Raw genomic sequence first — 24,781 nt, forward strand, 5'->3', positions numbered from 1 at the left:
GCAGCACTGTGGACGATCCCCCGAATAGTTCTTCGCCTCACTCATCCGCCGCTCACTCGGTGAGCTGCACGTCATCCCTGTGCGCGAACGGGGGTGAATCATGAGTCCGATCGACATCGTCATGCTGATCGGCGGCATCCTGCTGACCCTCGGCACGGGTGTCTTCGTCGCGTCCGAGTTCGCGCTGGTCAACCTCGACCGCGCCGACGTCGAAGCGCGGCGCGACCGCGGTGAAGCCGGCCTCGCACCGGTCATCGGCGCGCTGAAGGTCACCTCGACGCACCTGTCCAGCGCACAGCTGGGCATCACGCTGACCACGCTGCTGACCGGCTACCTGCTCGAACCCTCGATCGCGAAGCTGCTCGAGGCGCCGTTCCCGGCGATGAACCTGCCAGAGGGCATCGTCGAGACCGTCGGCTCGATCGTGGCGCTCGTCATCGCGACCCTGCTGTCGATGATCCTCGGCGAACTGGTGCCGAAGAACTTCGCGCTCGCGCTGCCCCTGCAGACCGCCAGGCTCGTGGTCCCGCTGCAGATAGCGTTCACGACGGTCTTCAAGCCCGCCGTCGCGCTGCTGAACGGCACCGCGAACGCCGTGCTCCGGTCGCTGGGCATCGAGCCGCAGGAGGAACTCTCCGGTGCCCGCAGCGCCGAGGAACTCACCTCGCTGCTGCGCCGCTCGGCCTCCGAGGGCTCGCTCGAACAGGACACCGCGACGCTCCTCGAGCGCACCATCTCGTTCTCCGAGCTGAGCGCCAGCGACGTGATGACCCCGCGCCCGAGGCTCTCCACCATCCGCGTGTCCGAGTCCGCCGAGGACGTCATCGCCCTTGCCCGCAAGACCGGCTTCAGCCGCTTCCCCGTCATCGAGGAGGACGCGGACGACGTCGTCGGCATCGTGCACGTCAAGCAGGCCGTCGCCGTGCCGCGCGAGAAGCGTCCGGAGGTCCCCGTCGGGGCCCTCATGACGGACGCCGAACGCGTGCCGGAGACCATGCCCGGCGACACCCTGCTCGCCGAGGTCCGCGGCCGCGGCTACCAGATGGTCATCGTCGTCGACGAGTACGGCGGCACCGCCGGGGTCGTCACGCTCGAGGACCTGATCGAGGAGATCGTCGGCGAGGTCTCCGACGAGCACGACCGCGCCCGCATCGACGTGGTCCGCTCCCGTGACTGGCTGACCTTCCCCGGTCTGCTGCGTCCCGACGAGCTCGAGGACCGCGCCGGCGTCAAGGTGCCCGAGGAGGGCCCGTACGAGACCGTCGGCGGGTTCGTCATGTCGACGCTGGGCCGCCTGCCCGTCGTCGGCGACGAGGTGCCCCTGGACGGCGGGGTGTTCCGGGTCGAGCGGCTGGACGGCCGCCGGATCGACCGCATCCGCTGGACCCCGACGCGCCCGTCGACCGACACGGCGGCGACCGCGATCATCATCCCGTCCACCAAGAGCACCCCGACCACCACGAAGGCCGCGGCCACCACGACGAAGGGCAGCACCCGATGAGCTCCGATTGGTGGGGCATCTTCTGGCTCGTCGTCCTGTTGATGGGCAACGCGTACTTCGTCGCGGCGGAGTTCGCGGTCATCTCGGCTCGCCGCTCGCAGATCGAGCCCCGCGCCGAAGAGGGCTCGAAGGCCGCGCAGATGACGCTGTGGGCGATGGAGCACGCCACCCGCATGCTCGCGACGACCCAGCTCGGCATCACGGTCTGCTCGCTGCTCATCCTGAACGTGTCCGAGCCGGCGATCCACCACCTGCTCGAGGTCCCGCTGCACCTGACCGGCTGGAGCGCCGAGGTGATCGGCACCGTGGCCTTCGTGTTCACGCTGCTGCTCGTGTCGTTCCTGCACGTGGTGTTCGGCGAGATGGTGCCGAAGAACATCTCGTTCTCGATGCCGGACCGCGCTGCGCTGCTGCTGGTGCCGACGCTCTGGTACATCGGCCACGGCCTGCACTGGGTCATCGTCGGCCTGAACGAGGTCGCGAACGCCGTGCTGCGGCTGTTCCGCGTCGAGCCCAAGGACGAAGCGGTGAGCGCCTTCACGGTGGAAGAGGTGCAGACCATCGTGGAGCAGTCCCGCCGCGAGGGCACCCTGACCGACGACGGCAAGCTCGCCCTGGCGTTCGAGTTCACCGAGAAGAAGGTCCGTGACGTCGCCGTGCCGATGGCCGAGCTCGTCACCCTGCCCGACGACGCCACCCCGGCCGACGTCGAGCACGCCGTGGCGCAGCGCGGGTTCTCCCGCTACGTGCTCGTCGGCGAGGACGGCTCCCCCACGGGCTACGTGCACGTGAAGGACGTCATCGACCTGCGGCCGGACGAGTTCGACGACCCGGTGCCGCCGAAGCGCATCCGCCAGCTCATCTCGCTCTACACCGAGATGGACCTCGAGGACGCGCTCGCGACCATGCGGGCCGCCGGGCGCCACGTGGCCCGCGCCTTCGACGCGGACGGCCGCACGATCGGCGTGCTCTTCCTCGAGGACATCCTCGAAGAACTGGTGGGCGAGGTCGAGGACGCGACCCGACGCCGGTAGACGCACCGGCAGACGGACGGGAGGCCCGTGGCGACACCGCCACGGGCCTCCCGTCCGTTCGTAGTCGCGTCCACGGCGTCGGCGTGCGTTTCGCGCTCAGCGACACGTCACGCACAGCGCCGCCCGTGAACTGTCGCTCAGCGCGAAAGTCCGGCGGGCGCTACCAGCTGACGGGCAGGGGCTTGCCCTCCTCGTACCCGGCGGCGGACTGGATGCCGACCAGGGCTCGCTCGGAGAACTCGGCGAGGGACGACGCGCCCGCGTAGGTGGCGGAACTGCGGACGCCGGTGGTGATCATGTCGAGCAGGTCCTCGACGCTCGGGCGCTCCGGGTCGAGGTAGATCGTCGACGACGAGATCCCCTCGGCGAAGAGCGCCTTGCGGGCTCGCTCGTACGGGTCGAGCCGCTCGAACCGCTCACGCACGGCCTTGGCCGAGGCCATGCCCCAGCTCTCCTTGTACGCCTTGCCCGCGGCGTCACGACGCAGGACGCCGGGGGCCTCGAGCGTGCCGGCGAACCACGAGCCGATCATCACGGCGGACGCCCCGGCTGCCAGCGCGAGGGCGACGTCGCGCGGGTAGCGCACCCCGCCGTCCGCCCAGACGTGCGCGCCGAGCGAGCGGGCCGCCGCCGCGGTCTCGAGCACGGCGGAGAACTGCGGACGACCGACGGCCGTCATCATGCGGGTGGTGCACATGGCACCAGGGCCGACGCCGACCTTGATGATGTCCGCTCCGGCCCCGACCAGGTGCGCGACGGCGTCGGCGGTGACGACGTTGCCGGCGACGAGCGGGATGCCGAGCTGCAGCGACGCGACCGTGCGGAGTGCGCGGAGCATGCCGTCCTGGTGTCCGTGCGCGGTGTCGAGGACCAGGACGTCCACGCGCGCGGCTGCCAGCGCCTTCGCCTTGGCGGCGACGTCGCCGTTGATGCCGAGCGCCGCGGCGACCCGGAGCCGGCCGGAACCATCGACGGCGGGCGAGTAGATGTCGGAGCGGATCGCGCTCGTCTGGCTCGTGGTGCCGACGACCCGGCCGTGCCGCATCACCGGCGCGAAGTCGACCTCGGCGGCCGAGAGCACGTCGTACACGTGCCGGGGCGTGCCGGCGTCCTCGGCGTCGATCGCGGTCGAGGCGCCGTGCAGCAGGTCACCGAGGACGGCGTCGGGGCCGGCGGTGCCGAGGCGTGTCGCGGGCACGCAGCCCAGGTACTCCCCGTCGGCGTCGCGGACGACAACACCGCGGCCGGCCACCGGCAGGAGCTGCTCGAGGGCCTCGGCGACGGTGGTCTGCGCGCCCATGTCGTAGGCGGTGTCGAAGTCGACCGGCTGGTCCTTCACCCAGCGGATCGCGGCGTCGAGGTCCTGCAGGTGCATGTCCTGCGGCAGCACGCCCAGACCGCCGCGGCGGGCCAGGGTGGCGGCGAGCCGGGGGCCGGTGACGGAGTTCATGTTGGCGCTGACGATCGGGATCGTGGCACCGCTGCCGTCGTTCGCCGCGAGGTCGACGTCGAAGCGGCTCGTCACGCCGGAACGGCTCGGGACGAGGAAGACGTCGGAGTAGGTCAGGTCGTGCGTCGGCCGCGTCTCGTAGAACCTCATGCGCTCCACTGTACGGCTCCCGTCAGGGCCCCGACCGGGTGCTCGGGGGCTGCCGACTCGCGCCGCGGCTGACACGGAACGGACATGTCGGAGCGGCTAGGCTTGGCACCTGTGCGGCGCAGGGTTGCTCCGCACGACACACACGAGCATCTATCGACGGAGAGTGGGCGATCGGCTGTGTCGAGCCATCTGACCGGAACGGACGAGACCGCGGGCGAATTCGGGGCGAACGAGTGGCTCGTCGACGAGCTCTACGAGCAGTTCGTCGCGGACAAGGAGTCGGTCGACAAGTCCTGGTGGCCGGTCCTCGAGAGCTACCACCGCACGCAGGTCGCTGACGCTCCGGCTCCGGCGGGGGCCCCCGCACCGCAGACGGCGGCCGGGCAGCAGGCGACGACGCAGCAGCAGTCCTCGACGCAGCAGCCGGCCACCGGGGACACCCCCGGCGAGGCGAAGTCGGGTCCGATCCAGGCGAAGACCACCTCGCGCCAGCCGGCACCGCAGCCGATCCCGGCCGAGGCGAACGACGCCGCCGACGACCACGAGGAGACCCACGAGGACGTGGCGACCCCGCTCCGGGGCATGGCCAAGACGCTGGCGTCGAACATGGACGCCTCGCTGACGGTCCCGACCGCCACGAGCGTCCGGACCATCCCGGCGAAGCTGATGATCGACAACCGGATCGTCATCAACAACCACCTGCGACGCGCCCGCGGCGGCAAGATCTCCTTCACGCACCTGATCGGGTGGGCGATGGTGCAGGCGATCAAGGACTTCCCGAGCCAGAACGTCTTCTACGAGGAGCGCGACGGCAAGCCGTTCGTCGTCGCCCCGGCGCACGTCAACCTCGGCATCGCGATCGACGTCCCGAAGAAGGACGGCACCCGCTCGCTCCTGGTGCCGAGCATCAAGCGCGCCGAGACCCTGACGTTCGGGCAGTTCCTCTCCGCCTACGAAGACCTCGTCAAGCGTGCCCGTGACAACAAGCTCACCCCGGCGGACTTCCAGGGCACGACGATCTCGCTCACCAACCCGGGTGGCATCGGCACCGTGCACTCGGTCCCGCGTCTGACGAAGGGGCAGGGCTCGATCATCGGCGCCGGTGCCCTCGAGTACCCGGCACAGTTCCAGGGTTCGGCGTCGAAGACCCTGGTCGAGCTCGGCATCGGCAAGACCATCACCCTGACGAGCACCTACGACCACCGCGTCATCCAGGGCGCCGGTTCGGGTGAGTACCTGAAGCACGTGCACGAGCGCCTCATCGGCGAGCACGGCTTCTACGACGGCATCTTCGCCGCGCTCCGGATCCCCTACAAGCCGATCCAGTGGGCGAACGACATCAACGTCGACCTGGCGCACCGGGTGAACAAGACCGCCCGCGTGCAGGAGCTCATCAACAGCTTCCGCGTCCGTGGGCACCTGATGGCCGACATCGACCCACTCGAGTACCGCCAGCGCACGCACCCCGACCTCGAGATCGAGAGCCACGGGCTGACCTTCTGGGACCTCGACCGCGAGTTCGTCACCGGTGGGCTCGCCGGCACCACCTCGGCACCGCTGCGCGACGTCCTCGGGATCCTGCGCGACGCCTACTGCCGCACGGTCGGCATCGAGTACATGCACATCCAGGACCCGGAACAGCGTCGCTGGGTGCAGGAGCGCATCGAGGTGCCGTACTCGAAGCCCTCGAAGGAAGAGCAGCTCCGCGTCCTCGGCAAGCTCAACGAGGCCGAGGCGTTCGAGACCTTCCTGCAGACCAAGTACGTCGGCCAGAAGCGCTTCTCGCTCGAGGGCGGCGAGTCCACCATCGCCTTCCTCGACACCCTGATCCAGCACGCCGCCGGAGCCGGACTGGCCGAGGTCGCGATCGGCATGGCCCACCGCGGCCGCCTGAACGTGCTGACGAACATCGCCGGCAAGACCTACGGGCAGATCTTCCGTGAGTTCGAGGGGTCCTCGCTGCCGGGCACGGTGTCCGGTCAGGGCTCCGGGGACGTGAAGTACCACGTCGGCACCGAGGGCGTGTTCCGCACGTCCGACGGCTCGAGCATCCCGGTGACGATCGCCGCGAACCCGTCCCACCTCGAAGCCGTCGACGGCGTGCTCGAGGGCATCGTCCGCGCCAAGCAGGACCGCGAGGCCCCCGGCAGCTTCGGTGTGCTCCCCGTGCTCGTGCACGGCGACGCGGCGATGGCCGGCCAGGGTGTGGTCGTCGAGACGCTGCAGATGTCGCAGCTCCGCGGCTACCGCACCGGCGGCACGGTCCACCTCGTCATCAACAACCAGGTCGGGTTCACCACCCCGCCCGAGTCGGCGCGCAGCTCGGTGTACTCCACCGACGTCGCGAAGACGATCCAGGCGCCGATCTTCCACGTGAACGGTGACGACCCCGAGGCCGTCGCCCGGGTCGCCGAACTCGCCTTCGCGTACCGCGAGGAGTTCCACCGCGACGTCGTGATCGACCTGATCTGCTACCGCCGTCGTGGGCACAACGAGGGCGACGACCCCTCGATGACGCAGCCGCTGATGTACAACCTCATCGAGGCGAAGCGCTCCGTCCGCACGCTGTACACCGAGGCCCTCGTCGGCCGCGGTGACATCACGCAAGAGGAGTACGACGAGGCGCACCGCGACTTCCAGGACCGCCTGGAACGCGCCTTCGCCGAGACGCACGAGGCACAGACCGGCACCATCCCGGTCATCGAGGTCGACGACGACGGTGCGGTGCAGGGGCTCGAACGCCCGGCCGCGCAGCGCGACGACTCCGAGGTCGAGGTGCACGAGACCGCCGTGTCCGAAGAGCTCGTCCGGGCGATCGGCGACGCGCACAGCAACCCGCCCGCCGGGTTCTCCATCCACCCGAAGCTGCAGCAGCTGCTGACCAAGCGCACCGAGATGACGCGCAACGGCGGCATCGACTGGGCGATGGCCGAGCTCATGGCGATCGGGTCGATCCTGGTCGAGGGCAAGCCCGTCCGCCTCGCCGGACAGGACGCCCGACGTGGCACCTTCGTCCAGCGCCAGTCGGTGTTCCACGACCGGGTGAACGGCCAGGAATGGCTGCCGCTGTCGAACCTCACCGAGGACCAGGCCCGGTTCTACGTGTACGACTCCCTGCTGAGCGAGTACGCGGCGATGGCGTTCGAGTACGGCTACTCGGTGGAGCGCCCCGAGTCCCTCGTGCTCTGGGAGGCACAGTTCGGCGACTTCGCGAACGGCGCCCAGATCGTCATCGACGAGTTCATCTCGTCCGCCGAGCAGAAGTGGGGGCAGCGCTCCGGCCTCGTCCTGCTGCTGCCGCACGGGTACGAGGGTCAGGGGCCGGACCACTCGTCGGCACGCATCGAGCGCTACCTGCAGCTGTGCGCCGAGGACAACATGATCGTCGCGCGCCCGTCGACCCCGGCGTCGTACTTCCACCTGCTCCGCCGTCAGGCGTGGGCCCGGCCGCAGAAGCCGCTCGTCGTGTTCTCGCCGAAGGCGATGCTCCGGCTCCGCCAGGCGACGAGCGCGGTCGAGGACTTCACGACGGGAACGTTCGAGCCCGTGCTGGACGACGCTCGGATCACCGACAAGGGTGCCGTGCGCCGCGTCGTGCTGCACTCCGGCAAGGTGCACCACGACCTGCGTGCCGAGGTCGACAAGCGCGGCATCACCGACGTCGCACTCGTCCGGCTCGAGCAGCTCGCCCCGCTCCCCCTCGACCGCCTGCTCGAGGTGCTGGCGGGCTACCCGGACGCCGACGTCGTGTGGGCGCAGGAAGAGCCGGAGAACCAGGGCGCCTGGCCGTTCGTCTGCATGAACCTGTCGCCGCACCTGGGCGGCCGCCCGTTGTCCGTGGCGGCCCGCTCGGCGAGTGCCGCACCGGCCACGGGTTCCTCGAAGCGCTCCGCACAAGAGGCCGCCGAGGTCATCAGCACCGCGTTGAGCGCGTCGGCCTAGCCACGAGGAAGCGCCCCGTGCGGGAGTCCGAGGGACTCCGGCACGGGGCGCTTCGACGTTCGCCGGGAAGCGGCGGCGCTACGCGATCTTCGTGTACCGCACCCCGGCGTCGTGGTACCCGCGCTTCTGGTAGAAGCGGTGCGCGCTGTCCGTCGCGGCCGCACTGACGGCACTGAGGCGACGCGCGCCCTGCTCGACCGCCCATGCTTCGAACGTGCCGATGAGCGCCGAACCGGTGCCGAGCCTCCTGGCCGTGTCGTCGACGACCAGCAGCAGCAGCTGCGCCGTCGGCTCGTCGCTGGCGTACGCCCACGTGACCTGCGCGCCGGCGACGGCGACGACCCGTCCGTCGTCCCCCCGGACCACCCAGGTGCGGTGCCCGGCTTCGGGGGTGAGCCGGTCGAGGCGGGCGCGCATCGACGCGTCGTCGACGTCATGACCGAGCAGGCGGACGAGGGCGGCGACGTCGGCGACGTCCGTGTCGGACCAGGTGGTGGTCGACTCGACGGAGAGGGTCATGTCGGCCAACCTACCCGGGCCGTCGGTCGTGTTGCGACGGGCTTCCATAACAACTGATATTCATATACTCTGCTGTCATATCACCCGCCGGGTGAACCAACCGACAGGACAGCCATGCACATCACCTCCCGCCACGGCCGCACCGCCGCCTGGATCGCCTTCCCGCTCGCCGTCGTCGCCAGTGGCGCACTCATCGCCACGGCCTCGTACGCCGCCTTCTCGAGCAGCACCGACAACGCCGCGAACAGCTGGCGCACCGGTGCCGTCTCCCTCACCGACGACGACCAGGGCGTCGCGATGTTCGACGTCGACGACCTGGTGCCCGGGTCCGCCGGATCGAACTGCATCACCGTGACGGCGAACACCACCAACGCCTCGACCGTGAAGCTCTTCACCGCCAACGCGGCCGACGACGACGCGCTCGCCGAGCACGTCGGCCTGACGGTCGAGCGCGGCAGCCTCGGCACCCCCGACGACTGCAGCACGTTCACCACGACGACGACCGTGCACGACGGCACGCTCGCCGGCCTCATGGAGTCCGAGTCCTTCGGCACCGGCGTCGACGCGTGGAAGCCGGCGACGGGTACGGCGAGCACGACCTACCGCGTCAGCTACGACCTGAGCGAGGGTGCCCCGAACACCGTGCAGTCGTCCGAGGCCGGCACCTCGTTCGTGTGGGAAGCGCAGACCGACTGATCCCCGTCCCGATCCGTCCCACCCGACCCGCCCGTCCCGCCCGTCCCGCCCGACCCGAGGAGCAGCCGATGCCGAACGTCGCCACCCGCCGTCACGTCCGCTGCGTCGGAGACCTGCCCCGGCTGCTCCTCGCGGTCGCGGCGCGCACGGTCCTCTGGTCGGTGCTGCTGCTCGCACTGTGGGCGTCGCTCCCCGCGGCGTTCGGGTGGCACGTCACGACGGTCGTCTCCGACTCGATGGCCCCCGGCATCCGGACCGGGGACGTCGTCGCCGCGATGCCCGTCGACCCGGACGACCTCGAGGCCGGACGGGTGCTGCTCGTCGAGGACCCGGACCACCGGGATCGTCTCCGTCTGCACCGGCTGGAGCGCATCGAACCGGACGGGGGCCTGCGTCTGCGCGGGGACGCGAACCCGACGGCCGACCGCACGGCCGTCGAACCCGCGGCGGTCCTCGGTGTCGGGGTGCTGCGGTTCCCGTGGATCGGGCTGCCGGGCGTCTGGATCCGCGGGGGCGACTGGACGTCCCTGCTGCTGGCCGGCGTCGTCACCGCCGTGCTCGTCGTCGCCGGGCGAGCCGATCGGGACATCGTCGCCGGTCGCCCGTGCGACACCTGCGGCACGCCGCGCCGTGACCTCCACTCACCCGTCGTCGCGGAGCCCCGGACGGCGACCGTCACCGCTCCGACGTCGACCACCGTGCCGGTCGCGGTGTTCACGGCAGCGGCCATCACCCTCACGCTGGTTGCCGGCGCGGGCGCGGGTGCCGGGTTCAGCGGCTCGACCGGGACCGCCTCGGCGCTCGGCACCGGCGGCTTCGGGTGCTTCCACCAGCCCGTACCCGGTACGTCACTGGCGTGGGACTTCGCCGAGAAGAGCGGCCCACGGGTCGTCGACTCGAGCGGGTCCGGTGCCGACGGGGCCTTCACGCCCGCCGCTGCCGCCCGGGTCGACGCGGACTGCGCGACGAACCCCTACGCGACGTTCTGGACCGAGGACGGGGCCGAAGGGTGGGCGGTCACGGACACCGCGGTCGACGCGCCGAACGCCTTCACGATCGAGGTCTGGTTCCGCACCCAGGACACCGACGGTGGGCGGGTGTTCGGCTTCGGCTCGGACCGCTCGGCGGCGTCCCAGTACCGTGACCGGCACCTCTACATCGGCGCCGACGGAGTCCTGCGCTTCGGCGTCGAGGGCTCCGGATCGCAGTTCAAGTTCACGCTCGGGTCGGCCGCCACGGTCACCGACGGAGCCTGGCACCACGCGGTCGCCACCTTCCAGGCGCGCTCGATGGCGCTCTGGGTCGACGGCGAGCTGCAGGGCACCCGATCCGACGCCGTCACCCTGCGGCAGTACTCGGGTCACTGGCGGGCAGCACGCCAGACACTGGCGGGTTGGCCGAACGCCGGCGACTACGTCTACACCGGCGACGTGGACACGGTCCGGGTGCACGAGCGCGTCCTCGACGCAGCGGCGATCACCCGCGCGTTCCAGGCCGGCCGCTGACGCCCGGCCGTTCGACGGAGCCGTGCTGTCAGTGCGTCGCCTGCTCCACCCGGATGCGCGCGAGGATCTCGCTGCGCAGCTGGTCGGGAGCGGTCTCCTTGCAGGCGCGACGGACGGTCTCCATGAGCACGACGCCGACGCGGTGCTCGGTCTGGCAGTCCTCGCACCCGTCCATGTGCTCGCGGATGTCCGCAGCGTCCTCGTGGCGGAGCTCGTCGTGCAGGAACTCCTCGAGCTCGGCCTTCGCCTTCGAGCAGTCGCAGCCGCTCATCGTGCGTCCTTCCGTCCGGTGCGACCCGTGGCCGCGGTTGCCTTCGTCGTCTGTGCCGCGCCTCGTCCCCGTCCACGCATCGTCGCCGTCGACGCTGCGTCCGGGACGATGCCGGTCTCACGGGCGTGGTCCGCCAGGAGCCCACGGAGGAGCCGGCGGCCACGGTGGAGGCGGCTCATGACCGTCCCCACTGGGGTCTTCATGATGTCGGCGATCTCCTGGTACGAGAAGCCTTCGACATCGGCGAAGTACACGGCCATCCGGAAGTCCTCCGGGATGGCCTGCAGTGCGTCCTTCACGGCCGAGGACGGCAGGTGGTCGATCGCGTCGGCCTCGGCGGACCGGGCGGAGATCGACTGGGTGACGCTCTCCGCGCCGCCGAGCTGCCAGTCCTCGAGCTCGTCGATGGTGCCCTGGTACGGGTTCCGCTGGTTCTTGCGGTACGTGTTGATGAACGTGTTCGTGAGGATCCGGTACAGCCAGGCCTTCAGGTTCGTGCCCTGCTTGAACTGGCGGAAGGCGGCGAAGGCCTTGACGAACGTCTCCTGCACCAGGTCCGACGCGTCGGCCGGGTTGCGGGTCATCCGCATGGCCGCACCGTAGAGCTGGTCCATGAAGGGCAGCGCCTGGTCCTCGAACAGGGACCGCAGCTCCCCCTCGGAGACGGTCTTCGCGTCCACCGGCTCGTCTGCGGCGTCGTCGAGGGCTTCGCGCTCCTCTTCGACGGCGTCGAGCTGCACCTCGGTCTCGTCGACCAGGTGGTGCGGAGCTGCCTGCGGTTCGTCGGTCGTCATCGCCGCCAAGTCTAGGCCGAGCGTGCCGAGCGTCGTCGGCACCGCGGTCAGCACGGTTGCCGTGCCGGTCCGCTCTCGTGCGAGTGTTGCTGTCGCCACTGATCCTCCCGGTGCGTTCAGTACCCTGGTGAACCGATGGCAGACACGACGCATTCCCACAGCGGGGCCCAGCCCGCCGACCCCTGGATCGCCCCGGTCGCAGGGGGTCCGCTGCGCGGCGACGTCGCGCTGCCCGGGTCGAAGTCGCTGACGAACCGGGAGCTCGTGCTCGCGGCCCTCGCGGACGGCCCCTCGACGATCCGGCTCCCGCTGCACTCCCGTGACTCGGCGCTGATGATCGCGGGCCTCCGTGCGCTCGGCGTCGGCATCGAGGAGCTCGAGCCGGCGGCCGGCACCGCCCCGAACCCCTACGGCCCGGACCTCCGGATCACGCCCGCCCCGATGCACGGCGACGTCCGCCTGGACTGCGGGCTGGCCGGCACCGTGATGCGCTTCCTGCCGCCGCTCGCCGCCCTGGCCGCCGGGCCCGTCACGGTCGACGGCGACCCCTACGCCCGCAAGCGGCCGATGCACGCCATCGTGCAGGGACTCGTCGACCTCGGTGTCGACGTCACCGACGACGGCGGCGGTTCGATGCCGTTCTCGTTCACCGGCACCGGCTCGGTCCGCGGTGGCGCCCTGACGATCGACGCCTCGGCGTCCTCGCAGTTCGTCTCCGGGCTGCTGCTGTCGGCGCCCTGCTTCGCCGAGGGCCTGCACCTCACCCACGTGGGCGAACGTCTGCCGAGCATGCCGCACATCGAGATGACCGTCGCGGCGCTCCGAGCCCGCGGCGTCCGCGTCGACGAACCGTCGGTCGGCGAGTGGGTCGTGCACCCCGGCCCGATCGGCGCGCGCGACGTCACGATCGAGCCCGACCTGTCGAACGCGGCGCCGTTCGCCGTCGCCGCGCTCGTCGCCGGCGGCACGGTCCGCATCCGCACCTGGCCCACCGAGACGACGCAGGTCGGTGCCGACCTCGAGACGCTCCTGCCCCTGTGGGGGGCGAGCGTGGCCCGTGACGGTGACGACCTGGTCGTCGACGGCGGCGTCGGGATCCGGGGTGGGGCCTCCTTGCCGGGTCTCGAACTCGACCTGAGCCGCGGCGGCGAACTCGCCCCGGCGCTCGTCGCGCTGGCCGCGCTGGCGGACGGCCCGAGCGAGATCACCGGCATCGGTCACCTGCGGGGGCACGAGACGGACCGCCTGGCCGCGCTGGCGGCGGACCTCAACCGGTCTGGAGGCGCGGTGCACGAACTCGACGACGGCCTGCGGATCGAGCCGGCGCCGCTCCACGGCAGCGCCTGGGGCGCGTACGACGACCACCGGATGGCGACCGCGGGGGCGATCGTGGGCCTCGTCGTCGACGGCGTCGCCGTCGACGACATCGGGTCGACCGCGAAGACGCTGCCGCAGTTCCCGGAGCTGTGGGCGGCGCTCGTGGCGTCCTCGGTGGCCGCTGCACCGGTGAGTGGGGACTGACGCATGAGCTGGTGGGACGACACCGACGGTGACGACTCCGACGCGGACGAGCCGTACGGGCAGTACGACGAGTCGAGCGTGCGGGTGCGCCCGAACCCGAAGGGCAACCGACCGCGCACGAAGACCCGTCCGACGTACGACGACGCCCCGGTCGGCTGGGTGACGAACGTCGACCGCGGGCGGTTCGGCGTGCTGATCGACGACCACGTCATCACGGCGACGAAGGCCCGCGAGCTCGGCAAGAAGTCCGTCGTCACGGGCGACCACGTGTCACTCGTCGGGGACGTCTCCGGCGACCCGGGCTCGCTGGCACGCATCGTGAAGGTCGCCGAGCGCACCACACTGCTGCGGCGGAGTGCCGACGACTCCGACGAGGTCGAGCGCGTCATCGTGGCGAACGCCGACCAGATGCTCATCGTGGTGGCCGCCGCCGACCCCGAGCCGCGCACCCGCCTGATCGACCGGTACCTGGTGGCCGCGTTCGACGCCGGCCTCGACCCGATCCTCTGCATCACGAAGACCGACCTCGCCGACCCCGCTGCGTTCCTGGCGCACTTCGCGTGCCTCGATCTGCGGATCGTGACGAGCCGGTCGGACGACGTCCCCTTCGAGGCCCTGCACGAACTGCTCGACGACAAGGTGACCGTGACCGTCGGGCACTCCGGTGTGGGCAAGTCGACCCTGGTGAACGCCCTGACCGGGTCGACGCGCGCGATCGGCCTCGTGAACTCCGTGACGGGTCGCGGGCGGCACACGTCGTCGTCGTCGATCGCACTGCGGGTCCGCGACGGCGGGTGGATCATCGACACGCCCGGTGTGCGGTCGTTCGGGCTGGGGCACGTCGACCCCGCGAACGTGTTCCGGGCGTTCGCGTCGCACGCCGTGCCGGTGCTGCCCGCGCGGGACGGCATCCCGCTGGCGCAGGCGCACGACTGGGAGATCGTCGACCGGGTGCAGGACGGGGAGCTGGGGCCGACCGGCGTCGAGCGGCTCGACTCGTTCCGGGCGCTGCTGACCGGGATGGGTGCGTCCGACCCCGGTTCCGAGTAGCGCGCGGCGGTGCTGGCCGGCGCTGGCCGGCGCTGGTCGGCGCTGGTCGGGGTTGGTCGGCGGCTGGTCGGCGGCTGGTCACGACACCCCGCCGTGTGTGCGTCGAGCGGTCACGAACTGTCGACTGGCGACGCGGTACCCGACAGTTCGTGACCACACGAGCGCCGGCGCGCGGTGAGTCGTGACCACTCCGGTTCCCGCGCCCCTCGCACCGCGCAGACCTCGCACCGTGCAGACCTCGCACCGTGCGAGGAGCACACGAACGGTGCGAGGTTGCGCACTCCGTGCAGGCTCGCGCGCCTCGCACGGAGTGTGCAACCTCGCACCGGACGACGCCTCGACACCGGGCCGGCGTCGACAAGCGCGCATCCGGGTTGTACAGTTGCGGTCGTGTCTGAAGTTGCAAAGTACAACTTTGCGCCGACCCCCGCTGTCGACGCCCCGTCCCCGAGCACGACGACGACGTCGCACGCGCACCACTCCCCCACCCACAAGTCCCCACGAGCCCCGAAGCCGCAGCGGTCCGACAGCGTCCTGCGCCCCGCCGGCCTCGGTCGTGTGCTGCTGACGTTCGCCTCGCACATCCTCGTGCCGCTGTTCCTGGCCGCCGGCATGGGTCTGGCCTACCTCGGTGCCTTCCACGCCCCGGCGCCGCAGGAACTGCCCGTCGGCATCGTCGGCCAGGGCGCGGCCACCCAGGTGTTCGCCCAGACCGTGACCGACCAGTCCGACGGCGCCCTCGTGGCCCACGTCGTCGCCTCGACGAAGGCGGCCGAGCAGCAGGTGCGCGACCGCGACCTCGCCGCCGTGTACGCGCCGACGGCGACGGGTGCCACGCTCTACGTCTCGACCGCCGCGTCGGAGACGACCGCGAGCGCCGCGCAGAAGGTCTTCCTGCCGATCGCCTACGACCAGCACGTGCCGTTCCGGGTCGTCGACGTCGTACCCACGGGCGACCAGGACACCACCGGCCAGGGGCTGTTCTTCCTGCTCGTGGCCCTGAGCGTCGGCGGGTACGCGTCCGCGATCGCCGTGGCCTCGGTCGCGACGAAGCTCCGTGCGGTGTGGACCGCGGTCATCGGGCTCGCCACCGCGGCGGTCGTCGCCGGCATCGGCGTGGTCGTCGCCGGACCGATCTACGGCGTCATCACCACCCACCACTGGCAGGTGTTCCTGTTCGCCTGGCTCTACGACGCGATCATCGTCGCGCTCGGCGTCGGGCTGCACCCCGTGCTCGGCCGGTGGACCACCCCGATCCTCACGATGCTGTTCGTGATGCTGAACTTCACGTCGTCCGGCGGGATCTTCCAGCCGGCGTTCCAGCCCGGGTTCTTCGCCGCCCTGCACACCTTCTGGAGCGGTGCCGCGTGGCTGCAGGCCGCACAGGACCTGCAGTACTTCCCGGACGCCTCGCTCGGGCGTTCGTCGCTCGTGCTCGCCCTCTGGCTGGCCGCCGCACTCCTGCTCTGCGTCGTCGTGCACGGACTCGTCGCCCGCCGGACCCGCATCGCCCGCGAGCGCGAGGTCACCCGGCTCGAGGAAGAAGAGGTCGTCGCCGCGTAGCGACGGTAGGTTGGGCGACGTGGACCTCAGCGCCGACCTGGACTTCGCCCGCTCCCTCGCCGACACCGCCGACGCGATCAGCCTTGAGCGCTTCCGTGCCGCCGACCTGCACGTGACGAAGAAGCTCGACAGCACGCACGTCACCGACGCCGACCAGGCCGTCGAACGGGCCCTGCGCGAGCGGCTCGCCGCCGAGCGACCGGACGACGCGTTCCTCGGCGAGGAGACGACGGCGGACACCGGGGCCGAGGCCGTCAGCGAAGGGCACCGCCAGTGGGTGGTCGACCCGATCGACGGCACCGCCAACTACCTGCGCGGCGTACCGGTGTGGGCGACCCTCATCGCGCTCGCGGTCGACGGCCGCCCGGTGCTCGGCGTCGTCAGTGCGCCCGCCCTCGGCAAGCGCTGGTGGGCGGCCGAGGGCTCCGGCGCGTTCTCGCTGGACGGACCACTCCGGGTCTCCGGGGTGTCCGAGCTCGCCGACGCGAGCCTGAGCTACAACAGCATCCAGCAGTGGGACGACGACGACCGCCTCGAGTCGCTCGTCGACCTGTCGCGCCGGGTCTGGCGCACCCGGGCCTACGGCGACATGTGGTCGTACATGATGGTGGCCGAGGGCGTCCTCGACGTCGCCGGCGAACCGGACCTGAAGCCGTGGGACATCGCGGCCCTCGTCCCCATCGTCGAAGAGGCCGGCGGTCGCTTCACCTCGCTCGACGGCGACCCCGGGCCGTGGCACGGCAGCGCCCTCGCCTCGAACGGCCTGGTGCACGATGCCGTGGTCGAGGTCATCCGCCGCGACTCCTAGGACCGGTCGGCGCGCCGACCACCCCGCTCGGCAGACCCCGCAGCCGTGCCAGGGTGCTCGGACTCCCCGTCGGACCGCCGCGCCGCCCGACGACGCGCCACCAGGTCCGCACCGGCCAGCACGAGCGCCAGCGCCATCAGCGACACCGTGAACGTCGTGCCGCTGCGGAACGCGTCGTGGTACGCGTCGAGACGCCCGCCCGAACCGCCGGATCCCGACCCCGCCGCCTCGCTCCGCACGATCCCGTAGAAGATGCTGGTCGCGACCGCGGTGCCGATCGCCGTGCCGACGCGCTGGCCGAGCTGTTGCATCGACCCCGCCACCCCGGACTGCTCGACGGGGATCTCGGCCAGGGTCAGGGTCTGGTTCGGCGACACCACGAACCCACCACCGAGTCCGCCCACCAGGAACGCGCCGGCCATCGCCCACGGCGTGACCTCCGGCGGGGTGGCGACGGCGGCGACCATGAGCAGCAGGAAGCCGACGACGACCATCCCGAGCCCGGCGACCACCAGCGCCCGCCCGACCCGGTCCACGATCCGTCCGCCGATGTAGGAGCCCACGGCACTCGTCGCGGCGAAGGGGATGCTCACCATGCCGGCGAACAACGGCGACAGCCCGAGGCCCTCCTGCAGGTACAGCGTGACCATGAGGAACGACGCCGGCAGGGCCGCGAAGTAGACGGCCACGATCGACAACCCGTTGCGGTACGACGACAGCCGGAACAGCTCGAAGTGCACCACGGGCGACTTGCCCTGCCGCTTGAACCGCTGCTCCCAGAGCACGAAAAGCACGAGGAACACCGCGAAGCCGACGAGCCAGAACCAGCGGCTCGCGGAACCACCGCCGCCACTGGTCAGCACGAACGGCAGCATCAGGGTGATGATGGCGGCACCGAGCAGCAGGATGCCGACGACGTCCAGTTCGCGGTCCTGCGCCTTCCCCTGGGCACCCTTCGGCAGCAGGCGGACGGCGAAGAGCAGTGCGGCGATCCCGAGGGGCACGTTCATCCAGAACAGCAGCCGCCAGCCGGACTCCTCGCCGCCGATCGCGATGAGGCCACCGCCGATGGTCGGCCCGAGGGCGGTGGAGATGCCGATCATCGCCCCGAACAGCCCGAACGCGCGGCCCCGCTCCGGTCCGCGGAACAGCTGCTGCACCAGTCCGATGACCTGGGGCATCTGGATCCCGGCGGCGAAGCCCTGCAGGATCCGGGTGACGATGAGGACTTCGATGTTCGGGGCGACGGCGCACAGCAGGCTCGATCCGGTGAACGCGCTGAGGCCCACGATGAACATGACGCGCCGGCTCTTCAGGTCGCCGAGCCGACCCGCGGGCACGAGGGCGAGACCGAACGCCAGCGCGTACCCCGCCACGATGAGCTGGAGCGACGAGCTGGTGGCCCCGAGGGACTGCTCGATCGAGGGCAGCCCGACGTTCACCTTGGACAGGTCGAGGATCGTCAGGGCCGCGACCGCCACGCAGACGGCGAAGGCCCGCCACCGGGTGCGGTCATCGAGGCGGGCGTCGGTCGGTTCGGCGTTGGACATCCCGTCCGTGCTACACCTGCGACGACGAACGAGGTCCGGACAGACCTGTACCCCGGTTCCGTCCGGCGGACCCGGATCGGGGTGCAGAGGGCGGGTGCCACACCCCCCTCGTGGCCCCCCGTACTGGGGGCACCGTTCTGGACATCTGCTCACCAGAGTCCGCTCGGCGAGCCGGTACCTGAGTTATCGTGCTCCAGACGGCAGGTCACGTGATGCTCTCGGATTCCCTAGATCCGGACGGCGGAACAGACCGGTCGTGTTCGTCCGAAGACCCTAACCCGAGGGGTGATACAGACGATGACATCATCGTTCCCGAGCGGAACCGAGTGCACCCACACTCGTCGACCGCATCCAATCCACGACAGTTCCGGCGCGCGCTCAGTCGCCGCCGCTCGTCCGCACTCCGCCACGGTCACCCGCCGTGCAGCAGTCCGGTCCGCCTCCGTGCGCCCCGTCGCAGCGACCCCCGTGTTCGCCGACGCCCTCCTCGCAGCATCCGCCTCCGGACCCGGAGGCCGGTGAGTCATGGCACTCACCGGTCGACGTCTCGAGGTCGACCGGATCGCGACCCTCGCAGTGCTCCCACGGGAGTCCGCGATGGTCGTGGTCGGCGACCCTGGTTCCGGACGCAGCAGCGTCCTCGACGCGGTCTCGAACCGCGTTTCCCTCCCCGTCGTCCGGGTCGGTGTCAACGGGAGTGAATCCCGCTGGCCGCTGGCCGGGGTGACCTCCCTGTTCACCGCGCTCGACGACCCCCGAGCGACCGCACACATCGCCCACCTGCTGCAGGCCGGCGGGACCGCGGCCGCCGTGACGGCCGGGCTGGCGGCGGCGCACGACTTCCTCGACGCCGTGCACGCCCTGACCCTCCCGCCGACGCTCGTCCTCATCGACGACCTCGACCGGATGGACACGGAGAGCCAGGAGCTCATCGCGTTCCTCGCCGGACGACTCGCGGGCACCGCCCTGCGCGTCGTGGCGACGGTCCGTTCGGTGCCGTCGGACGGTCCGCTCGCGGCCCTGCCGATCCTGCGCATCGAACCGCTGCCGTCGGACGAGGCCCTGGTCCTCGCCCGGGCCATGGCACCCGCCGAGGCGAACGACGGCGTCCTCGCCGTCCTCGCCGAGGAGACCGGTGGCAACCCCGGCGCGCTCCGCGAACAGCTCGCGGTGCTCACCCGGGAGCAGCTCACCGGCGCGGAGCCGATCGTGCTCCCGCTCCGACCCACTCCGACGACCGAGGCCATCGCGGCGCTCGCACTCGGGCCCGCCGCGGGACGCGATCTGGACGTCCTCGCGAAGCTCGCCCTGGTGCCCGTCGCGAAGACCACGGCGTGGGACCGCGACGAGCTGGACGACCTGGTCGGGGCCGGTCTCGCGACCGTCCGCGGGCAGAGCGTCACCGTCCGGCACCCGCTGGTCCGTTCCGCGCTCTACTGGCGGATGCCCGCCCGTGACCGTCGTGCGGCACACGCCGAGCTGGCCACGGCGAGCGCGGAGACCGACCCGCGGTCGGCTGCGTGGCACCGGAGCTTCGTCGACGACGTCCCCGACGTGGTCGCGCTGCTCCAGGCTGCACGGTCGTACGTCGTGGACGGCAACGTGCACGCCGCGATCGCGCTGACCGAGCGTGCCCTGCACATCGGCGGTGGGACCGAGGACGAGCACGTCGCGCTCCTCGGGGTCGCGGAGGCCATGCTCGGCAAGCGCCTGCTCGGCTTCGCTGCGCGGTACCTCGCGGCGCTCCGTCCGTTCCGGACGACGCCGAACGAGGTCCGCCGGCTCCGGCTGCAGTACTCGGCCGAGTACCTCAGCGGTGACGCCGTGCACGCGGACGAGCTGCTCGTCCCCGTCGACGCGACGGACCCGGCCGAGGTGGACGCCGTCGCCGGGCTGATGGCCATGGTGGCGTGCTTCCGTGCCGAGGCATGGGAGCTCGACCAGGCGAAGGACCTGCTGCACCGGATCGAACCGCTCGAGGGTTCGGCGTCCGCGCACACCCTCGAGATCGCGACGACCGCGCGGGAGCTCATCGCCGCCGTGGACGGCGTGCTGCCGCCCGACACCGAGCTGCACGACGGGCTCGCGACGTCGGAGCTCGTGGCGATGTCGGACCCGGCTCTGCTGCTCCTCGCCCACGCGCTGAGCATCGGCGAGCGCTACCGGAGCGCGCGACGGGTGTTCGCACTCGTGCTCGCCCGGGGGCAGGAGACCGCGGCGGTGTGGACCGAGGCGGCCCGCTACCTGACGTCCGAGAACGAGGTGCGCTCCGGCAACTTCCGGCAGGCGCTCCGCGCGATCGACGTGTGGGAGTCCGGTTCGTCCGTCGCCGAGCGCTTGCGTGAGCCCTCCCGGGCGATCGCCGTCGCGTGGCGGCACTTCGCCGAGGGCCGTTCCGCCGAGGCGCTCGACGTCGTGGACCGGTGCCTCGAGCACCGTTCGACGAGTCGGCTCTGGGGTGCGACGGCGAAGCTGCACGCGCTCCGCGGCAAGGTCCTGCTGCTCGACGGCCGCCTCGACGAGGCAGCCACCGCGCTCGAGGCCGCCGACGCCATCGGTCGGTCGCTCCGGAACCCCGCGGTGCTCCGGCACCTCGGCGACCTGGTCGAGGCGTACGTGCGTCTCGGACGGACCGACGACGCGCGGACGATCACGGCCCGCCTGGCGGCGGACCACCATGCCCGTCCCGGGCGCTGGGGTGCCCTCGTGCTGGCGCGGAGCCTCGCGCTCGTCGCCGACGACACCACCCGCGAGACGGCTCGTCGCCGTGCGCTGGAGCTGTTCCAGCCGCACGACTCGCAGTACGAGCGGGCTCGCACGTTCGCGGCGCTGGCCGCGGTCGGCAACCCGGCGGAGCGTCCGCGCCTCGGTGCGGCGGCCGCAGCGGCGTACGAGGCGGCCGGCCTGCGTCGACCGCTGGTGACGCCGGCGCCGGCTGCGGCGATGCCGCAGTTCGGCACGGGCTCGTCGTCGATCCGGTCCGGACCCGTGCTCTCGCCGGCGTTCCCGGGGACGCCGCGCAGCGCCCCCGACGCGTCGGCGGTGCTCACGTCACTGACCGCCGAGGAGCGTGCGGTGGTGCAGAAGGTCACCGAGGGCTACCGCAACCGCGAGATCGCCTCGTCGCTGTTCATGTCGCAGCGCACGGTGGAGCTGCGGCTCACGCAGATCTACCGCAAGGTCGGCGCGCGGTCGCGATCGCACCTGGTCGCGCTCCTCACGTAGGAGACGCACCACAGGACGGAAGGGAGGCCCGGTACCAGCTGGTACCGGGCCTCCCGTTCGCGCGCCCTCCGCTTGGTGCGACGGCGGTTGCGGGAGTCCGCACGCGACCGCAGCGCGGTGTGCCCCCGCACGCGGGGAACCGCAAGAGCGTCCGACGGGTGTTGCCGTGTGGTCGGCGGCGGGTGAGGCTTCTCCTGCACCGACCGCCGTGCCCCTCCCCCGGGGGCCAGCCCGCGGTACCCCGTCCGGTACCCGAACCCCTCGGCCCAACGACACCGACGTCCGTCCTCGCCTGATCCGAGGACGGGCGTCGGTTCCCGGGCCGGGAGGCCCCGGACGCGCGGCAGACCCGACGGCGGTCGGTGCCGCACCAGTCCCACCTCCCCGTTCCACCCACCCTCGTTCCCCCGAAGGGACAGCCGATGTGCGGCATCATCGCGGCCCGCGTGTCTGACGACGCGACCCCCTACCTGCTCGACGGACTCGAACGACTCGAGTACCGCGGGTACGACTCCGCCGGCATCGCCGTCCGGACGGCCGTCGGCCGCACCGAGACGATCCGCTCGGTCTCCCGCGTCGGCGACCTGCGCACCCTCGTCGCTGCACGCTCCGGTGACGCGCTCACCGGCGTCGGCATCGGCCACACCCGCTGGGCCACGCACGGTGCCGTGCGCGAGGCGAACGCGCACCCGCACGCCGACTGCACCGGCCGGATCTCGATCGTGCACAACGGCATCGTCGAGAACGCGGACCGGCTGCGCCAGACGCTCGAGGCGCAGGGCCACCGCTTCCGGTCCGACGTCGACTCCGAGGTCATCGCGCACCTGGTCGAGCGGGCGTTGGCGGTCGACCCGGACCTGATGCTCGCGGTGCAGATCGCGACGGCGCAGCTCGAGGGCTCGTGGGCGATCGTGGTCCTGGACGCCCGGGACGGCCGCATGGTCGTGGCGGCGGACCGTTCGCCGCTCGTCGTCGCCCGCTCCGGCCGCGGCGACTTCGTGGCGAGCGACATCGGCGCGATCGCCGAGTGGTGCGAGACGTTCGTGGCGCTGCGCGACGGCGACGTCGTCGAGCTCGGTGAGGCCTGGACCTGGTCGTCCGACGGCATCACGGTTCCCGTGCCGTTCCCGACGCCGTCCCCGTTCGCCGCCGCCGCGCTCGACCTCGGCGACCACACCGACCACATGGCGAAGGAGATCGGCGAGCAGGCCGACGTCGTCGCGACGATCCTGGACCGGGTGACCCGCCGCACCGCCGACGGCAGCATGTGGGTGGGCCTCGGCCTGGCCGGCTTCCACCGGCTGGCGATCGTCGCCTGCGGCACGTCGCTGAACGCGGGCCAGGTGATCGCGACCGCCCTGCGCGGGATCGGTGGTGTGCCGACCGACATCGTCGTCGCGAGCGAGGCCGACCAGGCCGTGCTCGGTCCGGGCACCCTGGTCGTCGCGATCAGCCAGTCCGGTGAGACCGCTGACGTGCTCCGCGCCCTGGACCGGTTCGAGGACCGCCACCCGGTGCTCGCTCTGACGAACAACATGCACTCTTCGCTCGCCCGACGGGCCGACGCCGTGCTCGACTGCCACGCCGGCCCGGAGATCGGGGTCGCCGCCACGAAGACGTTCACGGCGCAGGTCGTCGTCGGCGTCGCGGCGATGATCTCCGCGATGGTGGCCTCCGGCCGTATCGAACCGTCGCGCGCGCAGGTGCTCGTCGACGAGCTGCTCGACCTGCCGGCACGGATCGAGCACGCCGCGCGGGTGTCCGCCGAGCGGATGCCGCTGCTGGTGTCGAGCGTCAAGGAGGCGACGGGCTTCCTGTTCCTCGGCCGCGGTGCCGGACTCCCGTACGCCGCCGAGGGCGCCCTGAAGCTCAAGGAGCTCAGCTACCGCTGGGCCGAGGCGTACCCTGCCGGCGAACTCAAGCACGGGCCGCTCGCCCTGGTGGACGACGGCACCCCGGTGGTCGTCATCGACCACGGTGAGCCGAAGATCCAGTCGGCGATCGCCGAGGTCCGGGCCCGCGGTGGCTTCGTCATCACGATCGGCGGCGAGTCGGCGGACATCCCCGCGCTCGGCCGCCGTGGCACCGGCGACCTGGCCTGGGGTGCGATGACCGCGCCGTGGGGTCCGCTCGAGGCCGTCGTGCCGCTGCAGATGCTCGCACGGGAACTGGCCCTGCAGCTCGGGTGCGACGTCGACAAACCCCGGAACCTCGCGAAGTCGGTGACGGTCGAATAGCCGGGCGCCGACGCGTGAACCGCCTGACGGTGTTCCTCGCCGTCCTCACCGCCCTGGCGATCACCGGCACCGTGGTCCTGCTCACGGTGGTGCTGACGACGCCCGTGCTCCCCTGACGCCGGTCCCGCAGGGTCTTCCTGGGCGGGGCTGCGATGCTGGTCACTTGACCACCGCAGCCCCGCCCCTCGTCTTCGTCGCGCTCCTCGTCGGCGCCGTCCTGCCGTTCGTGCCGTTCGTCGGCCGGGTGGCCCGCATCGCCGCGACCATCGCCCACGAGGTCGGGCACGCGATCGTCGTCGTGCCGTTCGGCGGGCGGATCCAGCGGATCGAGCTGCACCCGGACGGGTCCGGCGAGGCCTGGGTCCAGCTCGGCCGGGTGCCCGGCGGCATCCGGTGGCTCGTCCGGATCCTGAACCTGTACGCCGGGTACAGCGCACCCCTGTGGGCGGGGGTGCTCCTGGTGACCGGGGTGCTGCACGGCTCCCGCTGGCTGCCCGTGGTGGTGCTCGCGGTCATCGGGCTCGTCGCGCTGGCGTTCGTCCGGAACTGGTTCGGCCTGCTCGTCGTGCTCGGCTTCGACGCCCTCGCCCTGTGGGTGGCCGTCCGCCCGTCCGAGACGACCGTCCTGGTGGTCGCCGCCGTCGGGGCCTTCTTCGTCGTCGACGGCCTGCGCTCGGTGGTGCAGGTCGGCCGCTGGCTGGTCACCGGCGCACGGGTGCAGACCGACTTCCACATCGCCGCGGCCGAGATACGGGTGCCGGCGTCCCTGTGGTTCGTGCTGTTCGTCGCCGTGAACGCCGTCGCGGTGTGGCTGGCGCGCGAGCCGCTGCTCCAGGTCTGGGACACCGTCGTCGCCGGGGTCCGCGCGCTCGTCTGAGGCTGCGCTCGCGTAACCGGGGGCCGCAATCGCCTGTCCGCGCCGAGGGGCTGCGAGGCTACCGCCAGACGACCCCCGGAGGTGTCCC

17 protein-coding genes are annotated in these 24,781 nt (G+C 71.7%); 12 read left to right on the forward strand and 5 right to left on the reverse strand.

Going from position 1 to position 24,781, the window contains the following annotated elements; translation table 11 throughout:
• The first annotated feature begins 100 nt into the window (after positions 1-100).
• On the forward strand, positions 101-1,501 hold the full coding sequence (locus BIU89_RS04040; RefSeq protein WP_071244827.1) for a hemolysin family protein: 1,401 nt from the start codon (positions 101-103) through the stop codon (positions 1,499-1,501).
• Positions 1,498-2,535 carry a hemolysin family protein gene (locus BIU89_RS04045; RefSeq protein WP_027465832.1) on the forward strand — a complete coding sequence of 346 codons (1,038 nt, stop codon included), beginning with the start codon at positions 1,498-1,500 and terminating at the stop codon, positions 2,533-2,535. Before BIU89_RS04040 ends, BIU89_RS04045 begins: the two co-directional genes overlap by 4 nt.
• Positions 2,536-2,695: 160 nt before the next feature.
• On the opposite strand, the gene BIU89_RS04050 is transcribed toward BIU89_RS04045, so the two are convergent.
• Positions 2,696-4,135, reverse strand: a complete 1,440-nt coding sequence (locus BIU89_RS04050; RefSeq protein WP_071244927.1) for a GuaB1 family IMP dehydrogenase-related protein — start codon at positions 4,133-4,135, stop codon at positions 2,696-2,698.
• Between the two features lie 177 nt (positions 4,136-4,312).
• On the opposite strand from BIU89_RS04050, the gene BIU89_RS04055 reads away from it, so the two are divergent.
• Positions 4,313-8,077 (forward strand): multifunctional oxoglutarate decarboxylase/oxoglutarate dehydrogenase thiamine pyrophosphate-binding subunit/dihydrolipoyllysine-residue succinyltransferase subunit, encoded by a 3,765-nt coding sequence (locus BIU89_RS04055; protein ID WP_175474962.1) that lies wholly within the window; start codon positions 4,313-4,315, stop codon positions 8,075-8,077.
• 78 nt (positions 8,078-8,155) lie between these two features.
• On the opposite strand, the gene BIU89_RS04060 is transcribed toward BIU89_RS04055, so the two are convergent.
• Entirely contained in the window at positions 8,156-8,596 is a 441-nt protein-coding gene (locus BIU89_RS04060) for a GNAT family N-acetyltransferase (RefSeq protein WP_027465835.1), read from the reverse strand.
• 114 nt (positions 8,597-8,710) lie between these two features.
• Here BIU89_RS04060 and BIU89_RS04065 point away from each other — a divergent pair, with 114 nt between their 5' ends.
• Together BIU89_RS04065 and BIU89_RS04070 are read left to right on the forward strand one after the other, a co-directional pair.
• Positions 8,711-9,292, forward strand: coding sequence for a hypothetical protein (locus BIU89_RS04065; RefSeq protein ID WP_071244828.1), 582 nt, complete (start codon positions 8,711-8,713; stop codon positions 9,290-9,292).
• Positions 9,293-9,360: 68 nt separating this feature from the next.
• Positions 9,361-10,797 (forward strand): LamG-like jellyroll fold domain-containing protein, encoded by a 1,437-nt coding sequence (locus tag BIU89_RS04070; RefSeq protein ID WP_071244829.1) that lies wholly within the window; start codon positions 9,361-9,363, stop codon positions 10,795-10,797.
• Positions 10,798-10,825: 28 nt separating this feature from the next.
• On the opposite strand, the gene BIU89_RS04075 is transcribed toward BIU89_RS04070, so the two are convergent.
• Together BIU89_RS04075 and BIU89_RS04080 are read right to left on the reverse strand one after the other, a co-directional pair.
• Positions 10,826-11,068 carry a zf-HC2 domain-containing protein gene (locus tag BIU89_RS04075; RefSeq protein WP_027465838.1) on the reverse strand — a complete coding sequence of 81 codons (243 nt, stop codon included), beginning with the start codon at positions 11,066-11,068 and terminating at the stop codon, positions 10,826-10,828.
• Entirely contained in the window at positions 11,065-11,916 is an 852-nt protein-coding gene (locus BIU89_RS04080) for a sigma-70 family RNA polymerase sigma factor (protein WP_071244830.1), read from the reverse strand. Before BIU89_RS04080 ends, BIU89_RS04075 begins: the two co-directional genes overlap by 4 nt.
• 81 nt (positions 11,917-11,997) lie before the next feature.
• Here BIU89_RS04080 and aroA point away from each other — a divergent pair, with 81 nt between their 5' ends.
• The 4 genes from aroA (at position 11,998) to BIU89_RS04100 (ending at position 16,804) form a co-directional block, all read left to right on the forward strand.
• Positions 11,998-13,383: a 3-phosphoshikimate 1-carboxyvinyltransferase gene (gene aroA / locus BIU89_RS04085; protein WP_071244831.1), complete on the forward strand. Its 1,386-nt coding sequence runs from the start codon at positions 11,998-12,000 to the stop codon at positions 13,381-13,383.
• 3 nt (positions 13,384-13,386) lie between these two features.
• The gene (rsgA, locus tag BIU89_RS04090; RefSeq protein ID WP_071244832.1) at positions 13,387-14,433 is read left to right on the forward strand and encodes a ribosome small subunit-dependent GTPase A; all 1,047 of its coding nucleotides are present in this window, start codon (positions 13,387-13,389) and stop codon (positions 14,431-14,433) included.
• A gap of 390 nt (positions 14,434-14,823) precedes the next feature.
• The gene (locus BIU89_RS04095) at positions 14,824-15,996 is read left to right on the forward strand and encodes a hypothetical protein (protein WP_139178778.1); all 1,173 of its coding nucleotides are present in this window, start codon (positions 14,824-14,826) and stop codon (positions 15,994-15,996) included.
• A gap of 19 nt (positions 15,997-16,015) precedes the next feature.
• Complete coding sequence (locus tag BIU89_RS04100; protein WP_083404143.1) at positions 16,016-16,804, forward strand: inositol monophosphatase family protein; 789 nt, start codon at positions 16,016-16,018, stop codon at positions 16,802-16,804.
• On the opposite strand, the gene BIU89_RS04105 is transcribed toward BIU89_RS04100, so the two are convergent.
• Complete coding sequence (locus tag BIU89_RS04105) at positions 16,801-18,354, reverse strand: MFS transporter (protein ID WP_071244834.1); 1,554 nt, start codon at positions 18,352-18,354, stop codon at positions 16,801-16,803. The two genes, BIU89_RS04100 and BIU89_RS04105, sit on opposite strands and share 4 nt — an antisense overlap.
• Positions 18,355-18,879: 525 nt before the next feature.
• Between BIU89_RS04105 and BIU89_RS04110 the strand changes: the two genes are divergently transcribed.
• From BIU89_RS04110 to BIU89_RS04120, 3 genes are all read left to right on the forward strand, one after another.
• Positions 18,880-21,579 (forward strand): helix-turn-helix transcriptional regulator, encoded by a 2,700-nt coding sequence (locus BIU89_RS04110; protein WP_071244835.1) that lies wholly within the window; start codon positions 18,880-18,882, stop codon positions 21,577-21,579.
• A gap of 422 nt (positions 21,580-22,001) precedes the next feature.
• Complete coding sequence (gene glmS / locus BIU89_RS04115) at positions 22,002-23,816, forward strand: glutamine--fructose-6-phosphate transaminase (isomerizing) (protein ID WP_027465844.1); 1,815 nt, start codon at positions 22,002-22,004, stop codon at positions 23,814-23,816.
• A 163-nt stretch (positions 23,817-23,979) separates the two neighbouring features.
• Positions 23,980-24,693, forward strand: coding sequence for a M50 family metallopeptidase (locus BIU89_RS04120; protein WP_071244836.1), 714 nt, complete (start codon positions 23,980-23,982; stop codon positions 24,691-24,693).
• Positions 24,694-24,781: the final 88 nt, after the last annotated feature.

The sequence above is a fragment of the Curtobacterium sp. MCBA15_005 genome (assembly GCF_001864855.1).
GTDB classification, from domain to species: domain Bacteria; phylum Actinomycetota; class Actinomycetes; order Actinomycetales; family Microbacteriaceae; genus Curtobacterium; species Curtobacterium flaccumfaciens.

Excerpts from the sequence above, each read along its gene's own strand:
- BIU89_RS04040 (WP_071244827.1), top strand. The coding sequence starts at position 101 with ATGAGTCCGATCGACATCGTCATGCTGATCGGCGGCATCCTGCTGACC.
- BIU89_RS04045 (WP_027465832.1), top strand. The coding sequence starts at position 1,498 with ATGAGCTCCGATTGGTGGGGCATCTTCTGGCTCGTCGTCCTGTTGATG.
- BIU89_RS04050 (WP_071244927.1), bottom strand. The coding sequence starts at position 4,135 with ATGAGGTTCTACGAGACGCGGCCGACGCACGACCTGACCTACTCCGAC.
- BIU89_RS04060 (WP_027465835.1), bottom strand. The coding sequence starts at position 8,596 with ATGACCCTCTCCGTCGAGTCGACCACCACCTGGTCCGACACGGACGTC.
- BIU89_RS04065 (WP_071244828.1), top strand. The coding sequence starts at position 8,711 with ATGCACATCACCTCCCGCCACGGCCGCACCGCCGCCTGGATCGCCTTC.
- BIU89_RS04070 (WP_071244829.1), top strand. The coding sequence starts at position 9,361 with ATGCCGAACGTCGCCACCCGCCGTCACGTCCGCTGCGTCGGAGACCTG.
- BIU89_RS04075 (WP_027465838.1), bottom strand. The coding sequence starts at position 11,068 with ATGAGCGGCTGCGACTGCTCGAAGGCGAAGGCCGAGCTCGAGGAGTTC.
- aroA (WP_071244831.1), top strand. The coding sequence starts at position 11,998 with ATGGCAGACACGACGCATTCCCACAGCGGGGCCCAGCCCGCCGACCCC.
- rsgA (WP_071244832.1), top strand. The coding sequence starts at position 13,387 with ATGAGCTGGTGGGACGACACCGACGGTGACGACTCCGACGCGGACGAG.
- BIU89_RS04105 (WP_071244834.1), bottom strand. The coding sequence starts at position 18,354 with ATGTCCAACGCCGAACCGACCGACGCCCGCCTCGATGACCGCACCCGG.
- BIU89_RS04110 (WP_071244835.1), top strand. The coding sequence starts at position 18,880 with ATGGCACTCACCGGTCGACGTCTCGAGGTCGACCGGATCGCGACCCTC.
- glmS (WP_027465844.1), top strand. The coding sequence starts at position 22,002 with ATGTGCGGCATCATCGCGGCCCGCGTGTCTGACGACGCGACCCCCTAC.